Origin of the sequence: Labilithrix luteola, from assembly GCF_001263205.1 — a bacterium.
Taxonomy (GTDB): Bacteria; Myxococcota_A; Polyangia; order Polyangiales; family Polyangiaceae; genus Labilithrix; species Labilithrix luteola.
In genome coordinates, this window is record NZ_CP012333.1 from 7,788,876 (window position 1) to 7,805,008 (window position 16,133).

The following is a 16,133-nucleotide window of genomic DNA, read 5'->3' on the forward strand; positions in this document are numbered from 1 at the left end:
GTGCTCCTCGTCGAAGGCTACTCAATGGCACACTCCGATGTCGTTTCCTTTCGGTTTGACTGCTGTGCACGTTCCGGTCGCGCAATCGGATGGAGCTTCGCAGACCACCAGTTCACCGGCTCCGCAGCTGGAGGCGCACCGGGTCCCGTCGAACTTCGACAGATAGGGCCCGCAGGTATCTTGCTGGACGGTCACGCTTGCTTTCGTACCACCGTGAGCGCAGCACTGCATGCCCATTCCCGGGCAGTCCAACGGCGATTCGCATTCCCAAACCGTTGCCGAAGCCGTCGGGCAGGCGCTGCCCTTCGTGACGCACGTCGACGGTGAACCACCCTTGGCGCTCTCGCAGCACTGATCGGTCGTGGGGCAGTAGAGGTTCTTCCCGCCGTCCGAGGCGCTGTAGGGGCAATAGATTCCGCCGTCGGCTTTCGGCGGATGAAGCGTGGCCGGCGTGCCGCAATCGGATCCGCCATCGCCGGTTGGCGTCGAAGAATCCGTGCCCGTGTTCGACCCCGTACCCGTATCCCCGCTCGTGTGGGCGTCGCTCTTGGTGCCAGCGTCCGCCGAGGCTGTCACGGGGGGAGTCTCGCCCGGACTGCTCGAGCCGTCGCTGCTGCACGCAATCACCAAGAGTCCATCGATGACCAGCGCGCCACCGAGAAGAAAGAAAATACGTTTCCCACGCACCATTGTTTTGCTCCTCCCATTCGTTTCGACGATTCGTGGCTCAGTCCAGTGCCAGGACCGCGCCCGAATCCCCATCGCCCCAGCCCGTGCAGACTCGCGTGCCATCGGGATTCGAATCGCATCGGCGAATTCGAAGTCCAATGCGCTCCCCCTTCTTGCCATTCAGCCCAATGGCCGAAAGGGGGACGGCAATCTCGAGTATCCACTCCTCGTCTTCGTCCGAAGTGTCGTTGATCGTGCCGTCGACGTCGTGGCCGAGGCGCACTCCGCTCTGCCATGCGTAGTCCCAGCCTTGGGGACCGAGGCGCGCGTCGGTGATTTTTCCGTCGGGCGAGATTTCGATCTTCCGCTGTCCTCCGGGCACGTCGAACGACAACTCGAATGCGTCGCCGCCGAACCACAGTGGCCCGTCGGGCGGTGCCGTGGAGGAACGAATGTCCCGATCCGCCGCGTAGAGCGCGATGTACAAATCCGTGTCGTTCCACAAGAGGCGACCCTCCGCGTGCGGTCGACCTGGCTCTCCGTCGCTTCCGACGAAGACGCCCGTTCGTGCGGGCGCGCGAAGCCATGCGGGGTCGTCCAGCATGCCGTCGGCGACGAGCGCGCCCGTTGCATGGGGCACACGAAGCACGGACGCCGCTCGTTCGGGATGCGACGAAGTCACCTTCGGCGCCCCATCCTTCGCCTCGTCCTTGGGAGCTCGAAAGCCGTGAACGAGCGCAACGGACGCCGGAAGGCCGACCAGCAGCACGAAGAGGCGAGGAAGGTTTGGCCAACTCACGGGGTCGGACTCCCGTCGGGTTTGACTGCAAATCGGAATTGCATGTCGCTGGACCCGGAAGCGTAATCGACCATGTCGACCTGAATGGCGCCGTCCGGTCGCTGGCTGAAGACTCCAAAACCGTAGTTCTTGCCGCCGGTGAGAGGGGCGCCGCCGTTGCCGATGATGACCTCACGCCCCGACGGATGTTCGTACGTATGGGTGTGGCCTACGATGGCGAGCGTATAAGGGTGCTGCGCCATGATCTGCTCGGACGGTTTCACACCCGGCGCGGTATTCGCCATGCGCGACTCGTGACGAATGACGAAGGTGTAAGTCGTGTTTTGCGCCAGGGTCGTGTTCAGCCAGCTCTCCTGTGCGGTGCTCCAGGCGTTGGCCGCGATGAATACGAATTTGGCTGTCCACGAATGGTCCGTGGCATTGATGTTGATGACGTAATACGGGTCCGGTTTTCCGATCGGACCGAGCATCTTGTTCAGGAACGACGTGAAGTTGTTCGTGACACCATCTGGCGCGCCGGGGCCGCAATTCGAGGTGGTCCCGCCCGTGCACTCGTGATTTCCCATGGCCGGGAAGAGCGGGCCATCGAACTTGGCTCGCGCAGCGAGGTATTTGTCGAGCTGCGGTCCGGATTCGGCGCTGAACGACGAAGCAAACATGTAGTCGCCCGTCGAAACGACGAAGGCGGGCCGCGGCGTGAAGGCCTGAATGTCCCCGTAGATCTTGTCGATGATGGTCGACGGGTAGGCGGCCGTGTCGTTGATGCTCGGTGGTCGTGTATCGCCCACGACGGCAAAGAGCAGACGCGAGAGGGAGCCCCCGTTCCCCGTGACCGTCCCCGTTGCGGGAGCGCCCGCGTCGAGCGGGGCGCCGGTGGGGCCGCACCCCGAAGGCGGCGCCTGGCATCGCTTCGTCGCGGTATCGCACCACCATCCACCGAAGCAGCCGTTGGTCTGACAGTTCTTCTTTCCCGTGCACGACGTGCAATTCGACGTGACGTCGGGGCCGACGAGCGTGCCGCAGGTTCCGGAGGCGTTGCCGCCGTCCTGTGCTCCCGGCGAGGAGCTGCAGACATCGCCACGTGGAACGCACACGCTGACTTGCTGCCCGGTGACACTGCTGGCCGATACGCAACTTCGATCCGACGAACACTCGTTGCCATTGGGGCAAGCGGGAGCGCAGTAGCTGTCGGACCCGAGCTGGGCGCATACGGCGCCATTGCAGTCCTGATCGGTCACGCAAGGCACGCAGGCACTCGCGGCGCCTGGCGTGGTCGACGTGCCCGACGGATGGCCATCGGACGGACTGCCATCGCTACCGGAGGTGGCTTGTGTTCCGCCACACCCCGCCCAGAGCGCAAAACAAATCGAGGATACGGACACGAATGCGAGGAGAGAACGCACGGCTTACCTCACTTCGGTGGCGGAGCTTGAACGGGGGCGGTCGTGGTCACGCCGGCACCTGCGAAGGGGTCGGAGGCGTAGGCGGCCACGAGGCATCCCGAGCCGTCGTCGTTGTGGATTTCGACGACGTCTCCTTTGCGCGAAAAGCCATAAACCTTGTCGTGAAAGGCGGCGATTCCGAACATGCTGCCGAACGTGTTCGGCGATGCCGGATTCGTGCACCACGACCCCTTCACGACTTGCCCTCGAACGGTTTTGAGGACGCTTTGGGTGCCAGGCTTGATTGCCTTTACGTCGACTTCGATCAGCGTGTCGACGCTCGAGCATGTCGTCCCGCCTTTGCCCGAACAGACTCGAACGGTGGCAAACCCAAGGGGATTACCGCCATTGGCGAGGAAGACGATGTCACCCGAGAGAGACCACGTCTTTCCGCTTTGCGGATCCGTTCCGAGCGTTCCAACTTGGGTTGGGTTTCCGCTCGTGGCATCGATTTGAAAGAGCTGTCCGGCGCTGTTCGACGCGATGAGGGTCTCGGTCGCGGCGACGGTGTTCTCGGGCGCCATGGTCAACCCGTAGAAATGAGCGTTGGTGGGGAGTGGCCACGTGGCATCGCAGTGGACGGACCCCGACTTCAACGTCAACGGGTAGGCCGCGGTATCGCTCACTCCATAGAGCTTTCCGTCCTTTGCGACTCCGATATCGGTCATCGCGGCGGCAGGCGCTCCGCTTCCAATGCAATCGAAGTCGCCTATCCTCGTCGGGGACTTCAGATCGTTCGGATCGAAGGAATAGAGCGTCTTATCGGTGTGCGCATACAGGAGGATCGGGCCGTCGGATGGTGCGGGGCCCGGCTGTCCTCCGCTACCGCCATCCCCGAACGACGTCGAGGGGGCTCCGGGCTCCGAGGCGCCTGCCGTGCTTCCGCCCGCGTCTTCGTCGAATCCGTGCGTGGTCGAGCTACCACATCCAACGAGCGAGAGACTACCGGCGACGAAGAAGGTCGTGGCCCTGGCGAGAACCGGCACACGCCTGACTGTCGAGGCCGCCCATCGAGCGAACCAGAAGACCGCGAGGCATGCACCGAAGCCACGCCACGCATCACCCCACGATACCGACGCTAGAAAGCGCGGCAGGTGATCACGCGCGGGGACCACATGCGCGAGCGTCAGAGTCATCGATGCGAGGCACGCGAGGCCGCGGTCTCGCGTCATCGTGGCCAAGAGGCGGATGCGCCACGTTCTTGGAAGAACGAGAATCGTGATCGCGAAAACGGCTCCGAATCCTTTCCACGCCTCGTGGAACGAAGGCTCTTCGAAGAAGACTCGAAGGTGCTTTCGAGCAGGAAAGAGATGAAGGAGCGCAATGCCGAGAACGAGCGTTCGAAGCGGGAATCTGCTCGACCAAAGGCTCCCGCGTCGTTTGGCATCCCAGCGCATCGCGCAGGAATGTCCGGGTTCTCGGCGGTTGATCACCCGTGACGAAGAATTTTCGTCGGTCCTGTCAGGGACAGGTTTTCGGTGGCCGTACGCAGTCGCGAGTCACGGTGTTGCACCACCAACCTGCGTAACAACCGTTTGGCTGGCAATCATAGCGGCAGTCGCGACATGCCGAGGGCACCTCTGGACCGGTTAGCGAGCCGCAACGTTCGAGCGGGGCACCATCCGATCCCGACGGAGGTGTCGCCGAAGGGCAGGCTCCACTCTTCGGAACGCACGTGCGCTCTTGCCGCCCGTCCCACGAGACTTCGACGCGGCAGGTTTGGTCCGACCGGCAGCCCGATCCACTCGGGCACGAAGTTGCGCAGTACGTCTCTCCACCGTCGAGAGCGCCGCCGTCCTTCGTCATTTGGACGCACACCGCGTTGGAGTGGCAATCCTCGGCCGTAAGGCAAGGTTCGCAGTCCTCGTTTCCAGAATCGGCGCGATCGGCCGAGCGCACGTCTGCGCTGTTCATGTCGAAAGGCGAGGACGCATCGGCGCTGCCACCGAGATCGATGTCGGCGCCGCATGCAAACGACCAAAGAGCAAAAGCTCCTGCCGACACGATCAGAGCAATCCGGCAGAAACGTCGAAACCTACTGCGCCTCGCACGGCTCACGGATTCGAATCTAGCAGTGCTCGGACACGTGCCGCATGCGGACTCTTGGGGAATTTCTCCAAGAACGTTGCCTCGAGCCGCTCCGCTCTTGCTCGATTTCTGCGCTGAAGAGACGCTTCGATGCGCAGAACTTCGGCCTCTTGAACGAACGCTCCGCCGCGGTAACGAGCTTCGTATTCGTCGACCAAACGTTCGGCGGTCGCACCGTCACCTGCGTCGAGTGCGGCGCGCGCCCTTTCGAGATGCCTGAGCTGTTCGGAGAGCGAGGCCGGAGCGGATTGTGCGCTCGATGGATGCGGATGGGGCGAGGCCGACGGCGTCGGGAGAAGGTCCGGACTCGGTAGCGTCACGAGCGGCGCCGAACCTTCCGGCATGGCCGTGGTCGTGGTCGGGGCGGCAGGGGCGCCGCCATCGATGCGGAGGGCGCTTGGGGGAGGGGATTCGCGGGCGCCCGATGAGCAGTCCACACGACGGCCGCGACGCCACCGCCGATCATCAAGGCGGCGATCGAAGCCCATTTCACCCAGGCGACGGCGGCGACGGCCTTGGGCGCCATGGACGCACCCGTCGCCGTTCCCGCGGCGCTCGCCGCTCCGGTACCCGTCAGCGTCGTGCCGGCGGCCGTCGTACCGATGGCTGCGACGCCCAAGGCCGCAAGCGCCTTCTCGCGCGCGCCTTTCGTCGGACGTTCGAGCTCCCAGGATCCCAGGAGGGTCCTCTGGAAGTCCGAAGCGGAGGGATCGGACAGAACGCGTTTCGGCTCGGTCACGGCTTACCCCCGCTCTCGGCTTGCAGGAGCGCCGTTTCGCGATCGAACACTTCTCGGGCACGGCGCAAGCGTGAGGCCACGGTGCCCATGGGGATGCCAAGCAGCTCGGCGAGGGCGGAGGTCGTGAGACCCTCCAGCTCGAACAAGACGAAGGCCGTTCGCAGGTCCTCCGACATGCCATCGAGAATCCTCTCCAAGTGTCTGCGTGCTTGATTCGAAGCCGCGGCCTGTTCGGGATTCGGTGAGCGATCCACCTGACGGCCGATTGCGTCTTCGTCGAAGTCTTCCTGCCTTCGGACTTGCGAGCGCCGTACGTTGGCCGCGATTCCTCGGGCGGTCGCGAAGAGAAAGGAACGCTCGCTGCCGACCGCGATGTCGTCGAGCTTTCGCGAGGCGAGCCAGAAGACCTGCTGGGCCGCGTCGTCCGCCAGCGACGCTGGTACTCCGAGCCCTCGCAACGAGCGCCAAATGAAGTCGAAGTTGGTCTCCACGATCTGCCGCAACCGCGTCTCGGCCGCCGCCGTCAAGCGCGGGGCAGGCAGAGTGGCGGGCGCAGAGGCAGGCCCAGAGGGAGCCTCGGTCGACGGCGCGCCGCCTCCCCCCGCTGACGCCACTGCCACCGCTACCGCATCGGAATTGGCGACCACCGACAATGTCCCGACCATAGCGCGTGCTCGGGAAATGTCCGGTCGAGGCGATCTTGATCACCCGGCGCTCACCAGATCGTCGCCCCGACGCCAAGCGCCGCGCTCCACTCCGCGTCCGGTACGCGAAAGACCATCGTATTTTGCTGGACGAAGAATCGATCTCTCACGAGTGGAGCGCCAAGGCCGGCTTCGAGGTCGACGAAGACGGGCCGAAACGCCATCCAGCGAACGTGAGCCGCGGCACCGGTGCTCAGCCAAAGGCGTGACGAGCTCCGGGCGGGCTGGACCCCGATGCCCCCGCCCTGAAGGACCCCAACCTCGGTTCGCAGGCAGGGCGCGATGCGAAAACGATCCGGTGACCAAGCCACTGGACAGAGGTCCAAGCCGCCGGCAGTCCACGTAAACTCGGCTCCCGCACCGGCCGTCTGACTCGACGTGTTCAGTCGTTCGAAGTGGAGGCGTGCGCTGGGAGACAAGAGCCCTCGATGACTGCTCGCGATCTCGACGAAGACCGGGAGCACGAACACGACCGAAGGAGCGGGGCCCGAGAGCACTTGTCCGTCGAGGCCGACCGCAAGTTCCCAGGACTTCGCCGTCGGCCGTGCGTCGTTGCCGTCCTCGTTGCTCGCTCTTTCCGTTCTCGAGGGGGGCTCACGCTCGTCCGAGCCACCGTTGGCGACGGTGGGCGGCGGAGTCGTCGTCGTTGTCTCTTGCGGGGTGGCGGAAGGGGCCGGTGCCGCAGGGATGCTTCCACCAGCTTTGGAGGCTGGTGGGGCTGGCGCTGCGGTCGCCGCCGGCGAAACAGCGTGTGGTTCGGGCAGGAGAGAGGCGCCGGGATCGACGGCGACCGCGGCTACGAAAGCCAGGCTCGAGACGACTTCGCTGCACGTGCTTCCTTGCACGCTCCGTTCTGCCTCGCCGCCGTCGACCTCTCGTATCGTCAAGCGCCCAGCCGATCGTCCGTCGTGAGCCTCGACTCGAACGACGATGGTGCGCGCACCGTCCGTCCGGTCGCTCACGCGAATGCGGTGACTTCGGCTCCGAAGCTGCTCGATGAACGAGGCCGAGCTCGGACAGCCGCCCGAGCCGCCCGATGCCGCGTACTCCACGTGAACCACGGCATCGGACTGAGCGAGCGCGAGGCCGGCAGACCCGAGCCCCATCACCAGCCCCATCACCAGGCCGACCGGGAGGCGAGCAACGTCGCGCATGCGCCTACTTCTTCGAACGCGTTGCGCCGTGGCCACCCTGGCTCCAGACTAGCTCACGGCGCGCGCCATGCGGCGGCACAGAGAGGTCTCCGGGGATCGCATCGTGAGAAGCGAACGCGGGAGGGCTCCCGCCAACCGTCCTTGCTGGTCGACGATCGGACGAGGCGTCTCCCCGTGTCTTCCCCGCGTCTCCCCGCCCGCCCTCAGCGAGTCACTACGACGAGGCGTGACCTACGGTCGTGCATTCGTGTCCGCGGATCTTCCACGCCTGAAAGATTTGCCGACAAAAGGCCCAGGATTCGCCGGATTTTTGTTTGGCACGCGATTCGCTAAGAAGGTCAGTGCACCGCGTTCGTGGCCGTTCCCCCCCCCCCGGCCCAGCGCGGTGTTTTCTTTTTGTCTGCGCGCTTAGACGCTCGCGATTCGCGAGGCACGCGACGCAAGACGCGGGACGCGACGAGGTTCCCGGACAAAAGAGAACCGCCGCGTCACGCTCTCGAGAGAGCAGGTGACACGGCGGTTTTCTTCATTCACGCGCTAGCGAGCGCGGAATCGCTCAGAGCTTGTCCGAGCCGACGTACGACGCGCGGTTGAAGTCGTTGCGGTTCTTGTTGAACACGACCTGGAAGCACGCGGCGTTGCCCTGCTCGGCGATGCGAACCGACCAAGCGAGGAAGAGGTGCCAGATGCGGAACCAGCGCTCGCCGTAAGTCTCGAGGACCTGCTGCTTGTTCGCGAGCCAGTTGTCGTGCCACGCCTTGATCGTCCAGGCGTAGTGGATGCTGACGTTCTCGACCGAGTGGATCTCGAAGCCGGCCTTCTCGCCGTACTTGAGCATGTCGCTGAGCGGCAGCGACGCGTCCGCGCCCGGGAAGACGTACTTGTTCATGAAGAGGCCCCAGATCATGTCCTCGGCGCGGAGGCCGACGGGGAGGACACCATCGAAGCCGGCGCGGCGGAGGCCCGTCCACTGGAGGAGGAAGCGGCCGTCGTCCTTCAGCAGGTTGAACATCTGCGAGAAGTAACCCGGCAGGTTCTTCACGCCGACGTGCTCGACCATCTCGAGGCTGACGATCTTGTCGAACACGCGCTTCGGCGTGTCGCGGTAGTCGAGGCAGAGAACGCGCGCGCGATCCGACACGCCCGCCTTCTCGATGCGCGCGTTACCGAACTCCGTCTGGTTCTTGCTGATGGTGATGCCCGTCGTGTCCGCGCCGAAGTGAACGGCGGCGTGACGAACGAAGGTGCCCCAACCGCAGCCGATGTCGACGAGCTTCTCGCCCGGCTGGAGATCGAGCTTGCGGCAACAGCGGTTGATCTTCTCGTCCTGCGCCTCTTCGAGGGTCGAGTTCGCCTGGCCGTCCTTGTAGTAGCCGGCCGTGTAGACCATGCGGTCGCCGAGGAACGCGCCGAAGAAGTCGTTGCCGCGGTCGTAGTGCTCGCGGACGATGCGGCGGTCCTGATCCTTCGAGTGGATCGCGACCTCGGGGATGAAGTTCTTGAAGAGGAACTTCACGTGCTCGGCGGTGAGCTCGTAGCTGACGTAGCGATCGCGCTCGTCCAGGAATTCGTAGATGTCGCCGGTGATGTCGACCTGGCCATCGAAGTAGGCCTCGTAGAGGGTCGTCATCGGGACCTTGCCCTTGTGGAACTTCTCCGCGAGCTTGTAGTCGTGGAACCGCAGGAAACGGTCGATGCCGGCCCCGGTCCGCCCGCTCTTCGGCGCCTCCGATTCAGGCGTCTGGTGATTCTCTTCCTGGGTGCGGATTGCGTGCAGGGTCACTCGATCCTCCGGTGTCAATTGGCTCTGAAGAAACTGCCGCGGCGAGACGTCGAGAACGAGACGAATGCGAGTCGAGCCGAGACGAGCTTTGGTTGGTGTTGCGAATCGGTCCGATCGTTCAATGCGGGCGGCATTCGGTCTCGACGAGCCCCAAAATTCCGGAAAGCGCGGGCCTTCCTTCGTTCGGGGTCGCCCAGCGCGCCGCCTGTGCTCGCGCGAGGCTTGCCACTTGAGCGGGGGGACCCTATGCGCGTCCTCGCCGTACTGCAAGCGGACCCGAGCGCGAATTCGGGTACTCAGCTCGGCCGCCTGTGAAGGCCCGTTCGCACTTCAATAAGTGTCTGAGATTGCGGACGTTTCAGTTCAGGGGGCGAGGGCGCACGACAGCCCGTCGGGGCCTCGTCCACAGAGATCGGCCCGTCCGTCCCCGTTGATGTCCCCGAGCTGCAGCGTTGCGGCGAGCTCCGGCGTGGTCCAGCCCTGAGCGGCGAGCGCATTCTCGTCGAGCCAGGAGCTCGATTGGAGGAAGCCGCGGCCGTTCGAAAACGCGCATCGGATGGCGCGACCGCTGTCGGTGCAGACGTCGGCGCGACCGTCACCATTGAGGTCGCCATAGCGAACCTGCGCGAGTCCTTTGGCGAGCCCGCCCTCGGTCGACCAACGATGGGCACGACCGAAGCGATGACCGTCGGAGAGCGCGCAGGTGATGCCGCGCACGCTCGAGCCGCACACGTCCGCTTTGCCGTCGCCGTCGACGTCGGCCAGCGCGAGCGTGTCGCCGAGATCGGCTCCGAGGTGGGCATCGGCGAGCCAAACGTGCGGGCGATCGAATTTCTTTCCGGTGCTTCGCGCGCAGACGATGCCGGTCGCCGTCCGATCGCAAGCATCGGCTTTGCCATCTCCGTCGACGTCCGCGAAGCCGAGCGTCTGGCTGTCGCCTTCCGCCTCCCACACCCTGTACGCGCCGAGCGTTCCGGTGACGTCCGCGGCAGCGCAAGCAATGGCGCGCGCGGCTCGCACGCACACGTCGCTCTGCCCGTCGCCGGTCACGTCGGCAAGGTGGAGCATGCCGGAAGGAGGGCCGTCGTGCATCGGCGTCTTCGTCTCGCGGAAGATGGTGCGAGGTAGGCCGTCGTCCGCGATCGACGTGGCGATGACGCACTGGATGCCGGACGACGATCGCCCGCAAATGTCGTCGCGGCCGTCTCCATTCACATCACCGACGCGGAGCGTGTCGTCCGCCCAGCGCCACGTCGGGCTGTCTGGCGTGGAGACGAGGCGAGTGGACGGTGGTGAGAAGTGAAGGATCGGCGCGGCGAAGACGAAACCACGCGCCTCGAGCTGGGGGATGAGCGCGTGCGCGATGTCGAGTGCGTAGGTCGAACCGACGTGCCCGACGCGGTCGTGGAGGAGAACGATGCCGTGGCCCGTGCGCTCGATCGAGCCGAGGTAGCGGGCGGCGATGACGGAGGGCTTCGTTCGCCACGCGCCGCCGGGGGCGCTGCGCTCGCAATCCCGTGAGCCCCGGGGCTCGTCGCACTCGAGCGAGTGATCCCAGTCTTTGCGATCGATGTCCCAGAACATCGGGCCGACGAGCGACGACAGGTAGACGTCGTGACCGACCACGCCCATCGCGGCCGACCCCCAGCCTCCGCCCGGTACGCGAAAGAGGCGAAGCTCGTTGCCGAGAAATGGGTCGATTTCGCGCTGATTTTCGAGGAGCTCTCGCTCGATGGCGCCGACGCCGATCGCTTCGCGCAGCACGGCGTGATGAGCGGTGTGGTTGCCGAGGCGGTGTCCGAGCTCGACGAGATCGCCGAGGATCGGCAGGTAGCGATAGCCCGTCTCGAGGACGCGGCGTCCGTCGCCGGGATCGTCGGAGATGCCGTCGATCCACTCACGCACCACGAAGAACGTCGCCGAGATGCGATGGCTCTTGAGGTAGCTCGCGAGCTCGAGGGTGTGGGCGTCCGGCCCATCGTCCCATGTCAGCGCGAGGACCTTGTCGGGAAATCCGCGGCCGTCGAGCTGCGGGCGGGCGACGATGCTGGGCGCCGGCTTGGCCTCGCCGCCCTCCGGCACGTGGGCGGGCGAGGGCGAGGGCGAGGCTATTGGCGAGACTGTTGGTGCTGGGCCGCTCGGCTCTTGCGCTGGGTCGGACTCTTCGGGGACGCACGCTGCGCTTTGCGAGGCGCCCACGATACACGCGAGCGCAGACGCTCCCACGGCGACGAGCTGCCGTGCGCGACCACCCAGACCATTTCTCGACCACGACGTCAGCGAAAGCAAGTGAGCGACTCGAACCCCCCAGCTCTCGAGCCTACTCCATTTCGGCGACGGAGCTGAGCTTCTGGCGAAACGCCCGAGGCGCCCGATTCATGCCCGACGACTTTCGCTTGGCGTCCTTTCGCGTGCAGGACGTGACAGCGTGACACGACGGCGCGCGGTCGGTCTCCCGACCAGTCCCGACCAGCGCTGGTGTCAGTGGCGAGCTTCCTGGTGGGAGCGCGACCGCCGCCTCGTCCGGCGGGGCGCCGATGCTTCTTCGAGCTCGCCTTCGACCTCGTTCAGCTTCTCGAGGAGCTCGGGGTAGTCCTCTACGGCGGAGACGTCGGCTCCCCAAATGGCGTCGAACGGCACATCGGCTTCGAGGTACGCGTCCCGGACGGCGTCGACGTCCCGAGCCTCGAACTCGCAGGTCATCCGGAAGCGGTCCTGGGACAGATAGCTGCGCCGCCAGGCGGCTCCGTGTTCGTCGAGGCGAACATCGAGGCGGCGCGCGGTGCGCGTGTAGTCGTCCTCGGTGAGGGGCCTCTGGAAGTGCTGATCGACGACGATTCGGGCCATGGGCCACGCTCCTTCCGCGAGAAAGCCGCGAAAAGCTGCAGTGGTCGTGCCACACGCGGGGTCGTGCTATGGGAGCGCGGTTCCACGATGACCGATGCCGTGCTTACCCACGAGGTGAAGCGTCGAAAGACCTTCGCCATCATTTCTCACCCCGACGCGGGCAAAACGACCCTCACGGAGAAGCTCCTTCTCTACGGTGGAGTCATCCAGCTCGCCGGCGCCGTCAAAGCCAAGCGTGGTCGCGCCTCTGCGGTCAGCGACTGGATGGCGCTCGAACGCGAGCGCGGCATCTCGATCACGACCAGCGTCATGCAGTTCCCGTATCGCGGGCTGCAGATGAACCTGCTCGACACGCCTGGCCACGCCGACTTCAGCGAGGACACGTACCGCACGCTCCACGCGGTCGACGGCGCCGTCATGCTCCTCGACAGCGCAAAGGGCGTCGAGGCGCAGACCAAGAAGCTCTTCCGAGTCTGTCGCCAGCGGAAGATCCCCATCTTCACCTTCGTGAACAAGATGGACCGGCCGGGGCGCGACCCATTCGAGCTCGTCGGCGAGGTCGAGAGCGTCCTCGGGATCGGCGTGTACCCGATCACCTGGCCGATCTTCACCGGCGGAACGTTCCGCGGCGTCTATCACCGCCTCGCGCACCGCGTGTATCTGTTCGATGCGGAGTTCGCGAAGTCCAGCCAGTCGGCCGGCGCCGAGGCCCCGCCCGTGAAGGTCAGTGGTCTCGACGATCCGATGCTCGAGCGCGAGCTCGGTGAAGAAGGCGTGAAGCGCCTGCGCGACGAGGCCGAGCTCCTCGAAGCCGCGGGCGACTCGTTCGACAGCTCGCGCTTCGCGACGGGTGACGTCTCGCCGATGTTCTTCGGCAGCGCCATCAACAACTTCGGTCTCGAAGCGTTCCTCGAGAGCTTCACCGACATGATGCCGGCGCCTTCGCCGCGCGCGACGTCGACGGGATTGCTCGCGGCGGACGACAGCCAGTTCAGCGCGTTCGTCTTCAAGATCCAGGCGAACATGGATCGCGCCCACCGCGACCGCGTCGCCTTCGTGCGCATCTGCTCGGGGCGCTTCGACCGTGGAATGAAGATTCACCACGTTCGGACGAAGCGCGATCTGCGCCTCGCCAACCCCACGCAGTTCCTCGCGCAGGACCGCTCGATCGTCGAGCAGGCCTACGCGGGCGACGTGCTCGGCGTCTACGATCCGGGTGTCTTCGAAATCGGAGACACGCTGACCGACGGCGGCGACTTCACGTTCGAAGACATCCCGAGCTTCGCGCCCGAGCACTTCTCGCGACTCGTGATGGCCGATCCGCTCAAGCGCAAGCAGCTCGCCAAGGGCATCGAGCAGCTCGCGCAAGAGGGCACCATCCAGCTGTACCGGCCACCGGATGCGCGCGCCGGCGACATCATTCTCGGCGCCGTCGGTCAGCTGCAGCTCGAAGTCGTCAAGTACCGTCTCAAGGACGAGTACGGCGTCGAGATCCGCTACGAAGGGGTCAACTGCTCCTTCGCGCGCTGGATCTCGCGCAGAGACGGCCAGCCGATCGACTTGCAGGCGCTCGCCCGCGAACGCATCGGCACCGTCGCCGTCGACGTGCGTGATCGCCCGGTCATGCTCTTCGCCGGCGAGTGGCAGCTCAACACCGCCGTTCGTGAACTGCCCGACCTCGTGTTTGCCGAAACGGCGCACGGCGTCGTCGTCCGCGAATAAGCACGTCGACCGATCGCCAACGAGACGTCGAAGGAGTTCATCGCTCCTTCGACGTCTTTTTGCGTTCGTGCGCGCATGCGGGCCCGGAGCCCGAAACGACGCTGTCGGATCTCAGCCGACCGCGGAACGCAGAGTGGGCTCGGAGTCCAGTTGCGGTTTGGCGGCGACCGTCGACGGGGCATCGTCGTTCGAAGCGGCGGGCGCGGGCGAGGCCTTCGCCAGCGGCGCGAGCGGCGCGAGCGGAGTGATGGGCCTCGTCGTCGACTCGGCAGGCGGGATGGTCGGCCTCACGAGCGTTGCGATGCGTGCAACGGCGAGGAACGAGACCTCCGGTACCTCGAGCGCGACGTCGAGCTCGCGCTGAATCGTCGCGAGCAAGCTCTCGAGCTCGCGCACGCGTTCGGCGAGCTCGTTGCGCTCGCACAGAATATCGTTGCTCGTCTTCGCCCCCATGGGTGGATGGATTGACCTGAGCTCGCTACGGCCGCAATAGGGGGTGTTGCCGCGGTCACTGCGATGTCCACAGGACTTCCGACGGCTCTCGCCCACGGGAGTCTCCTCGACGCTCTGCGTCGCGCGCCCCGAACAAGCAGGCGCGCTCTAGAAATCCGACAGATCAAGCAAGCGAGGACGCACGTCTGGCGGGGGCCATGACGCGTCGAGGCGACGTTCGCCAGTGTCACGTCCACCAAGGCGACTTGGAGCCCGCGCTGTTCGAGATTCACAGAGCCCTCGAGAAGTCCGTCCCGGTCCCTCTTTGTCGTCGACGAGAGTGTGCTGCCCGCAACGGGCGTTCGCTCGAGGCGCTCCGCTCCGGCGTGCCGGTCTCGAGCAACGCTCCTTGGCCTGTTCCCGAGAATCGTGGGATGGCGCGAGAGGGTGTGCCCAGGGGGGTCATCCCCTCGTTAACAAGGAGAGGGCCCGACATGTCTTCCGCGCAAATTTTGCCGGATTCTGCGAAACGGCCCGCTGAGCTCACGCATCGGACGGTCGGGCTAGTGTCATTGCGCCTATCGACCGACCGCTCCCGCGGCTTGACGGTCGATAACCCCTCGAATACTCGTGAGTTCCCTATGCGCGCGGTCAAGTTCGGAGGATTGGTTCTCGCCGTCAGTCTTGGTCTTGGACTGGGCGCTGTCGCCTGCAAGAAGCCGGAGGGGTCCCAGGCGGAACTCACTTCGGCTCAGCAGCAGCAGGCGTCGGCACCCGTGAAGGTTCAAACGGCTGCGGTTGTCGTTCAGCCGATGCCGGAATACCTGACGCTGACCGGCACGCTTCGTTCGAGCCAGGAATCGGACGTCGCGGCCGACGCCTCGGGGAAGGTCACCGCAACGTTCGTCGAGCGCGGTCAGGCCGTGAAGCGCGGTGACACGCTCGCGATCCTCGACGCGCGGGGCGCGGCGATCACCGCCACGGCGATGAACGCGCAGACCCAGCTCGCGCGCGCACAGCTCGAGCAGGCCCAGAAGGAGTGCGAGCGCGTGAACGCCCTCTTCAAGACGGGCGCCATCTCGCAGGCGGAGTTCGACCGCACGAACTCGCAGTGCACGACCACTCAATGGTCGGCCGCCGCCGCTGCCGCGCAGCAGCAGAGTGCGCAGAAAATCGTGGGTGACTCGGTCATCCGCGCGCCGTTCGCCGGCATCGTCGGCGAGCGCTTCGTCAATGTCGGTCAGTACGTCCAGCCGCAGACCAAGGTGGTCTCGCTCTACGCGCCCGACCCGCTGCGTCTCGAGCTCACCGTTCCCGAAGCCAACGTCGGCGCCATCAAGCCGGACATGGTCGTTCGCTACACCGTCTCCTCGTTCGGCGATCAAACGTTCGAGGGCGCGGTGAAATTCATCAGCCCGAACATCCGTCCTGCCACGCGCGACCTCGTCGTCGAAGCGCTCTGCCCGAACGCTGACGGCAAGCTCAAGCCCGGTATGTTCGCCGTCGCGAACCTCTCCGTCGGCGAGGAGAAGCTCGCGTCGGTGCCGAAGAACTCGGTCGTCACGGCCGAGTCGGTCTCGCGCGTCTTCGTGGTCGTCGAAAAGCGCATCCAAGAGCGCATCGTGCAGCTCGCGGGCGAAAAAGACGGCCTCGTCGGCATCATCGCCGGCGTGAAGTCCGGTGAAAACGTCGTCCTTCAGCCCGGCCCCGACGTGCGCGACGGCGCACAGGCCCTGTAAGGGGAGGAACCAGCC

Annotated in this window: 13 protein-coding genes; 2 read left to right on the forward strand and 11 right to left on the reverse strand. The window is 65.5% G+C overall.

The window, feature by feature from the left end:
- Positions 1–21 precede the first annotated feature (21 nt).
- From AKJ09_RS33815 to AKJ09_RS33860, 10 genes are all read right to left on the reverse strand, one after another.
- A complete protein-coding gene (locus AKJ09_RS33815; protein ID WP_146651979.1) occupies positions 22–690 on the reverse strand; it encodes a hypothetical protein in 669 nt (222 codons plus the stop codon).
- A 37-nt stretch (positions 691–727) separates the two neighbouring features.
- Positions 728–1,468 (reverse strand): carbohydrate-binding family 9-like protein, encoded by a 741-nt coding sequence (locus AKJ09_RS33820; protein WP_146651980.1) that lies wholly within the window; start codon positions 1,466–1,468, stop codon positions 728–730.
- Positions 1,465–2,871: a metallophosphoesterase gene (locus AKJ09_RS33825; RefSeq protein ID WP_146651981.1), complete on the reverse strand. Its 1,407-nt coding sequence runs from the start codon at positions 2,869–2,871 to the stop codon at positions 1,465–1,467. Before AKJ09_RS33825 ends, AKJ09_RS33820 begins: the two co-directional genes overlap by 4 nt.
- An 8-nt stretch (positions 2,872–2,879) precedes the next feature.
- Positions 2,880–4,082, reverse strand: coding sequence for a hypothetical protein (locus AKJ09_RS33830; protein ID WP_146651982.1), 1,203 nt, complete (start codon positions 4,080–4,082; stop codon positions 2,880–2,882).
- Positions 4,083–5,314: 1,232 nt separating this feature from the next.
- A complete protein-coding gene (locus AKJ09_RS33835) occupies positions 5,315–5,737 on the reverse strand; it encodes a hypothetical protein (protein WP_146651983.1) in 423 nt (140 codons plus the stop codon).
- Positions 5,734–6,351: an RNA polymerase sigma factor gene (locus tag AKJ09_RS33840; RefSeq protein WP_169928086.1), complete on the reverse strand. Its 618-nt coding sequence runs from the start codon at positions 6,349–6,351 to the stop codon at positions 5,734–5,736. The genes AKJ09_RS33835 and AKJ09_RS33840 overlap by 4 nt, the downstream gene beginning before the upstream one ends.
- Positions 6,352–6,452: 101 nt before the next feature.
- Positions 6,453–7,595, reverse strand: a complete 1,143-nt coding sequence (locus AKJ09_RS33845; protein WP_146651985.1) for a hypothetical protein — start codon at positions 7,593–7,595, stop codon at positions 6,453–6,455.
- Positions 7,596–8,151: 556 nt separating this feature from the next.
- The gene (locus AKJ09_RS33850; protein WP_240488681.1) at positions 8,152–9,378 is read right to left on the reverse strand and encodes a class I SAM-dependent methyltransferase; all 1,227 of its coding nucleotides are present in this window, start codon (positions 9,376–9,378) and stop codon (positions 8,152–8,154) included.
- Positions 9,379–9,741: 363 nt separating this feature from the next.
- On the reverse strand, positions 9,742–11,604 hold the full coding sequence (locus tag AKJ09_RS33855; protein ID WP_146651986.1) for an FG-GAP-like repeat-containing protein: 1,863 nt from the start codon (positions 11,602–11,604) through the stop codon (positions 9,742–9,744).
- Positions 11,605–11,859: 255 nt separating this feature from the next.
- Positions 11,860–12,225, reverse strand: a complete 366-nt coding sequence (locus tag AKJ09_RS33860; RefSeq protein WP_146651987.1) for a nickel-binding protein — start codon at positions 12,223–12,225, stop codon at positions 11,860–11,862.
- An 87-nt stretch (positions 12,226–12,312) separates the two neighbouring features.
- Here AKJ09_RS33860 and AKJ09_RS33865 point away from each other — a divergent pair, with 87 nt between their 5' ends.
- Positions 12,313–13,947 (forward strand): peptide chain release factor 3, encoded by a 1,635-nt coding sequence (locus tag AKJ09_RS33865; RefSeq protein WP_240488682.1) that lies wholly within the window; start codon positions 12,313–12,315, stop codon positions 13,945–13,947.
- A gap of 111 nt (positions 13,948–14,058) precedes the next feature.
- On the opposite strand, the gene AKJ09_RS33870 is transcribed toward AKJ09_RS33865, so the two are convergent.
- The gene (locus AKJ09_RS33870) at positions 14,059–14,400 is read right to left on the reverse strand and encodes a hypothetical protein (protein WP_146651988.1); all 342 of its coding nucleotides are present in this window, start codon (positions 14,398–14,400) and stop codon (positions 14,059–14,061) included.
- Positions 14,401–15,020: 620 nt separating this feature from the next.
- Here AKJ09_RS33870 and AKJ09_RS33875 point away from each other — a divergent pair.
- Positions 15,021–16,118, forward strand: a complete 1,098-nt coding sequence (locus tag AKJ09_RS33875) for an efflux RND transporter periplasmic adaptor subunit (protein ID WP_169928087.1) — start codon at positions 15,021–15,023, stop codon at positions 16,116–16,118.
- The last annotated feature ends 15 nt before the right edge of the window (positions 16,119–16,133 follow it).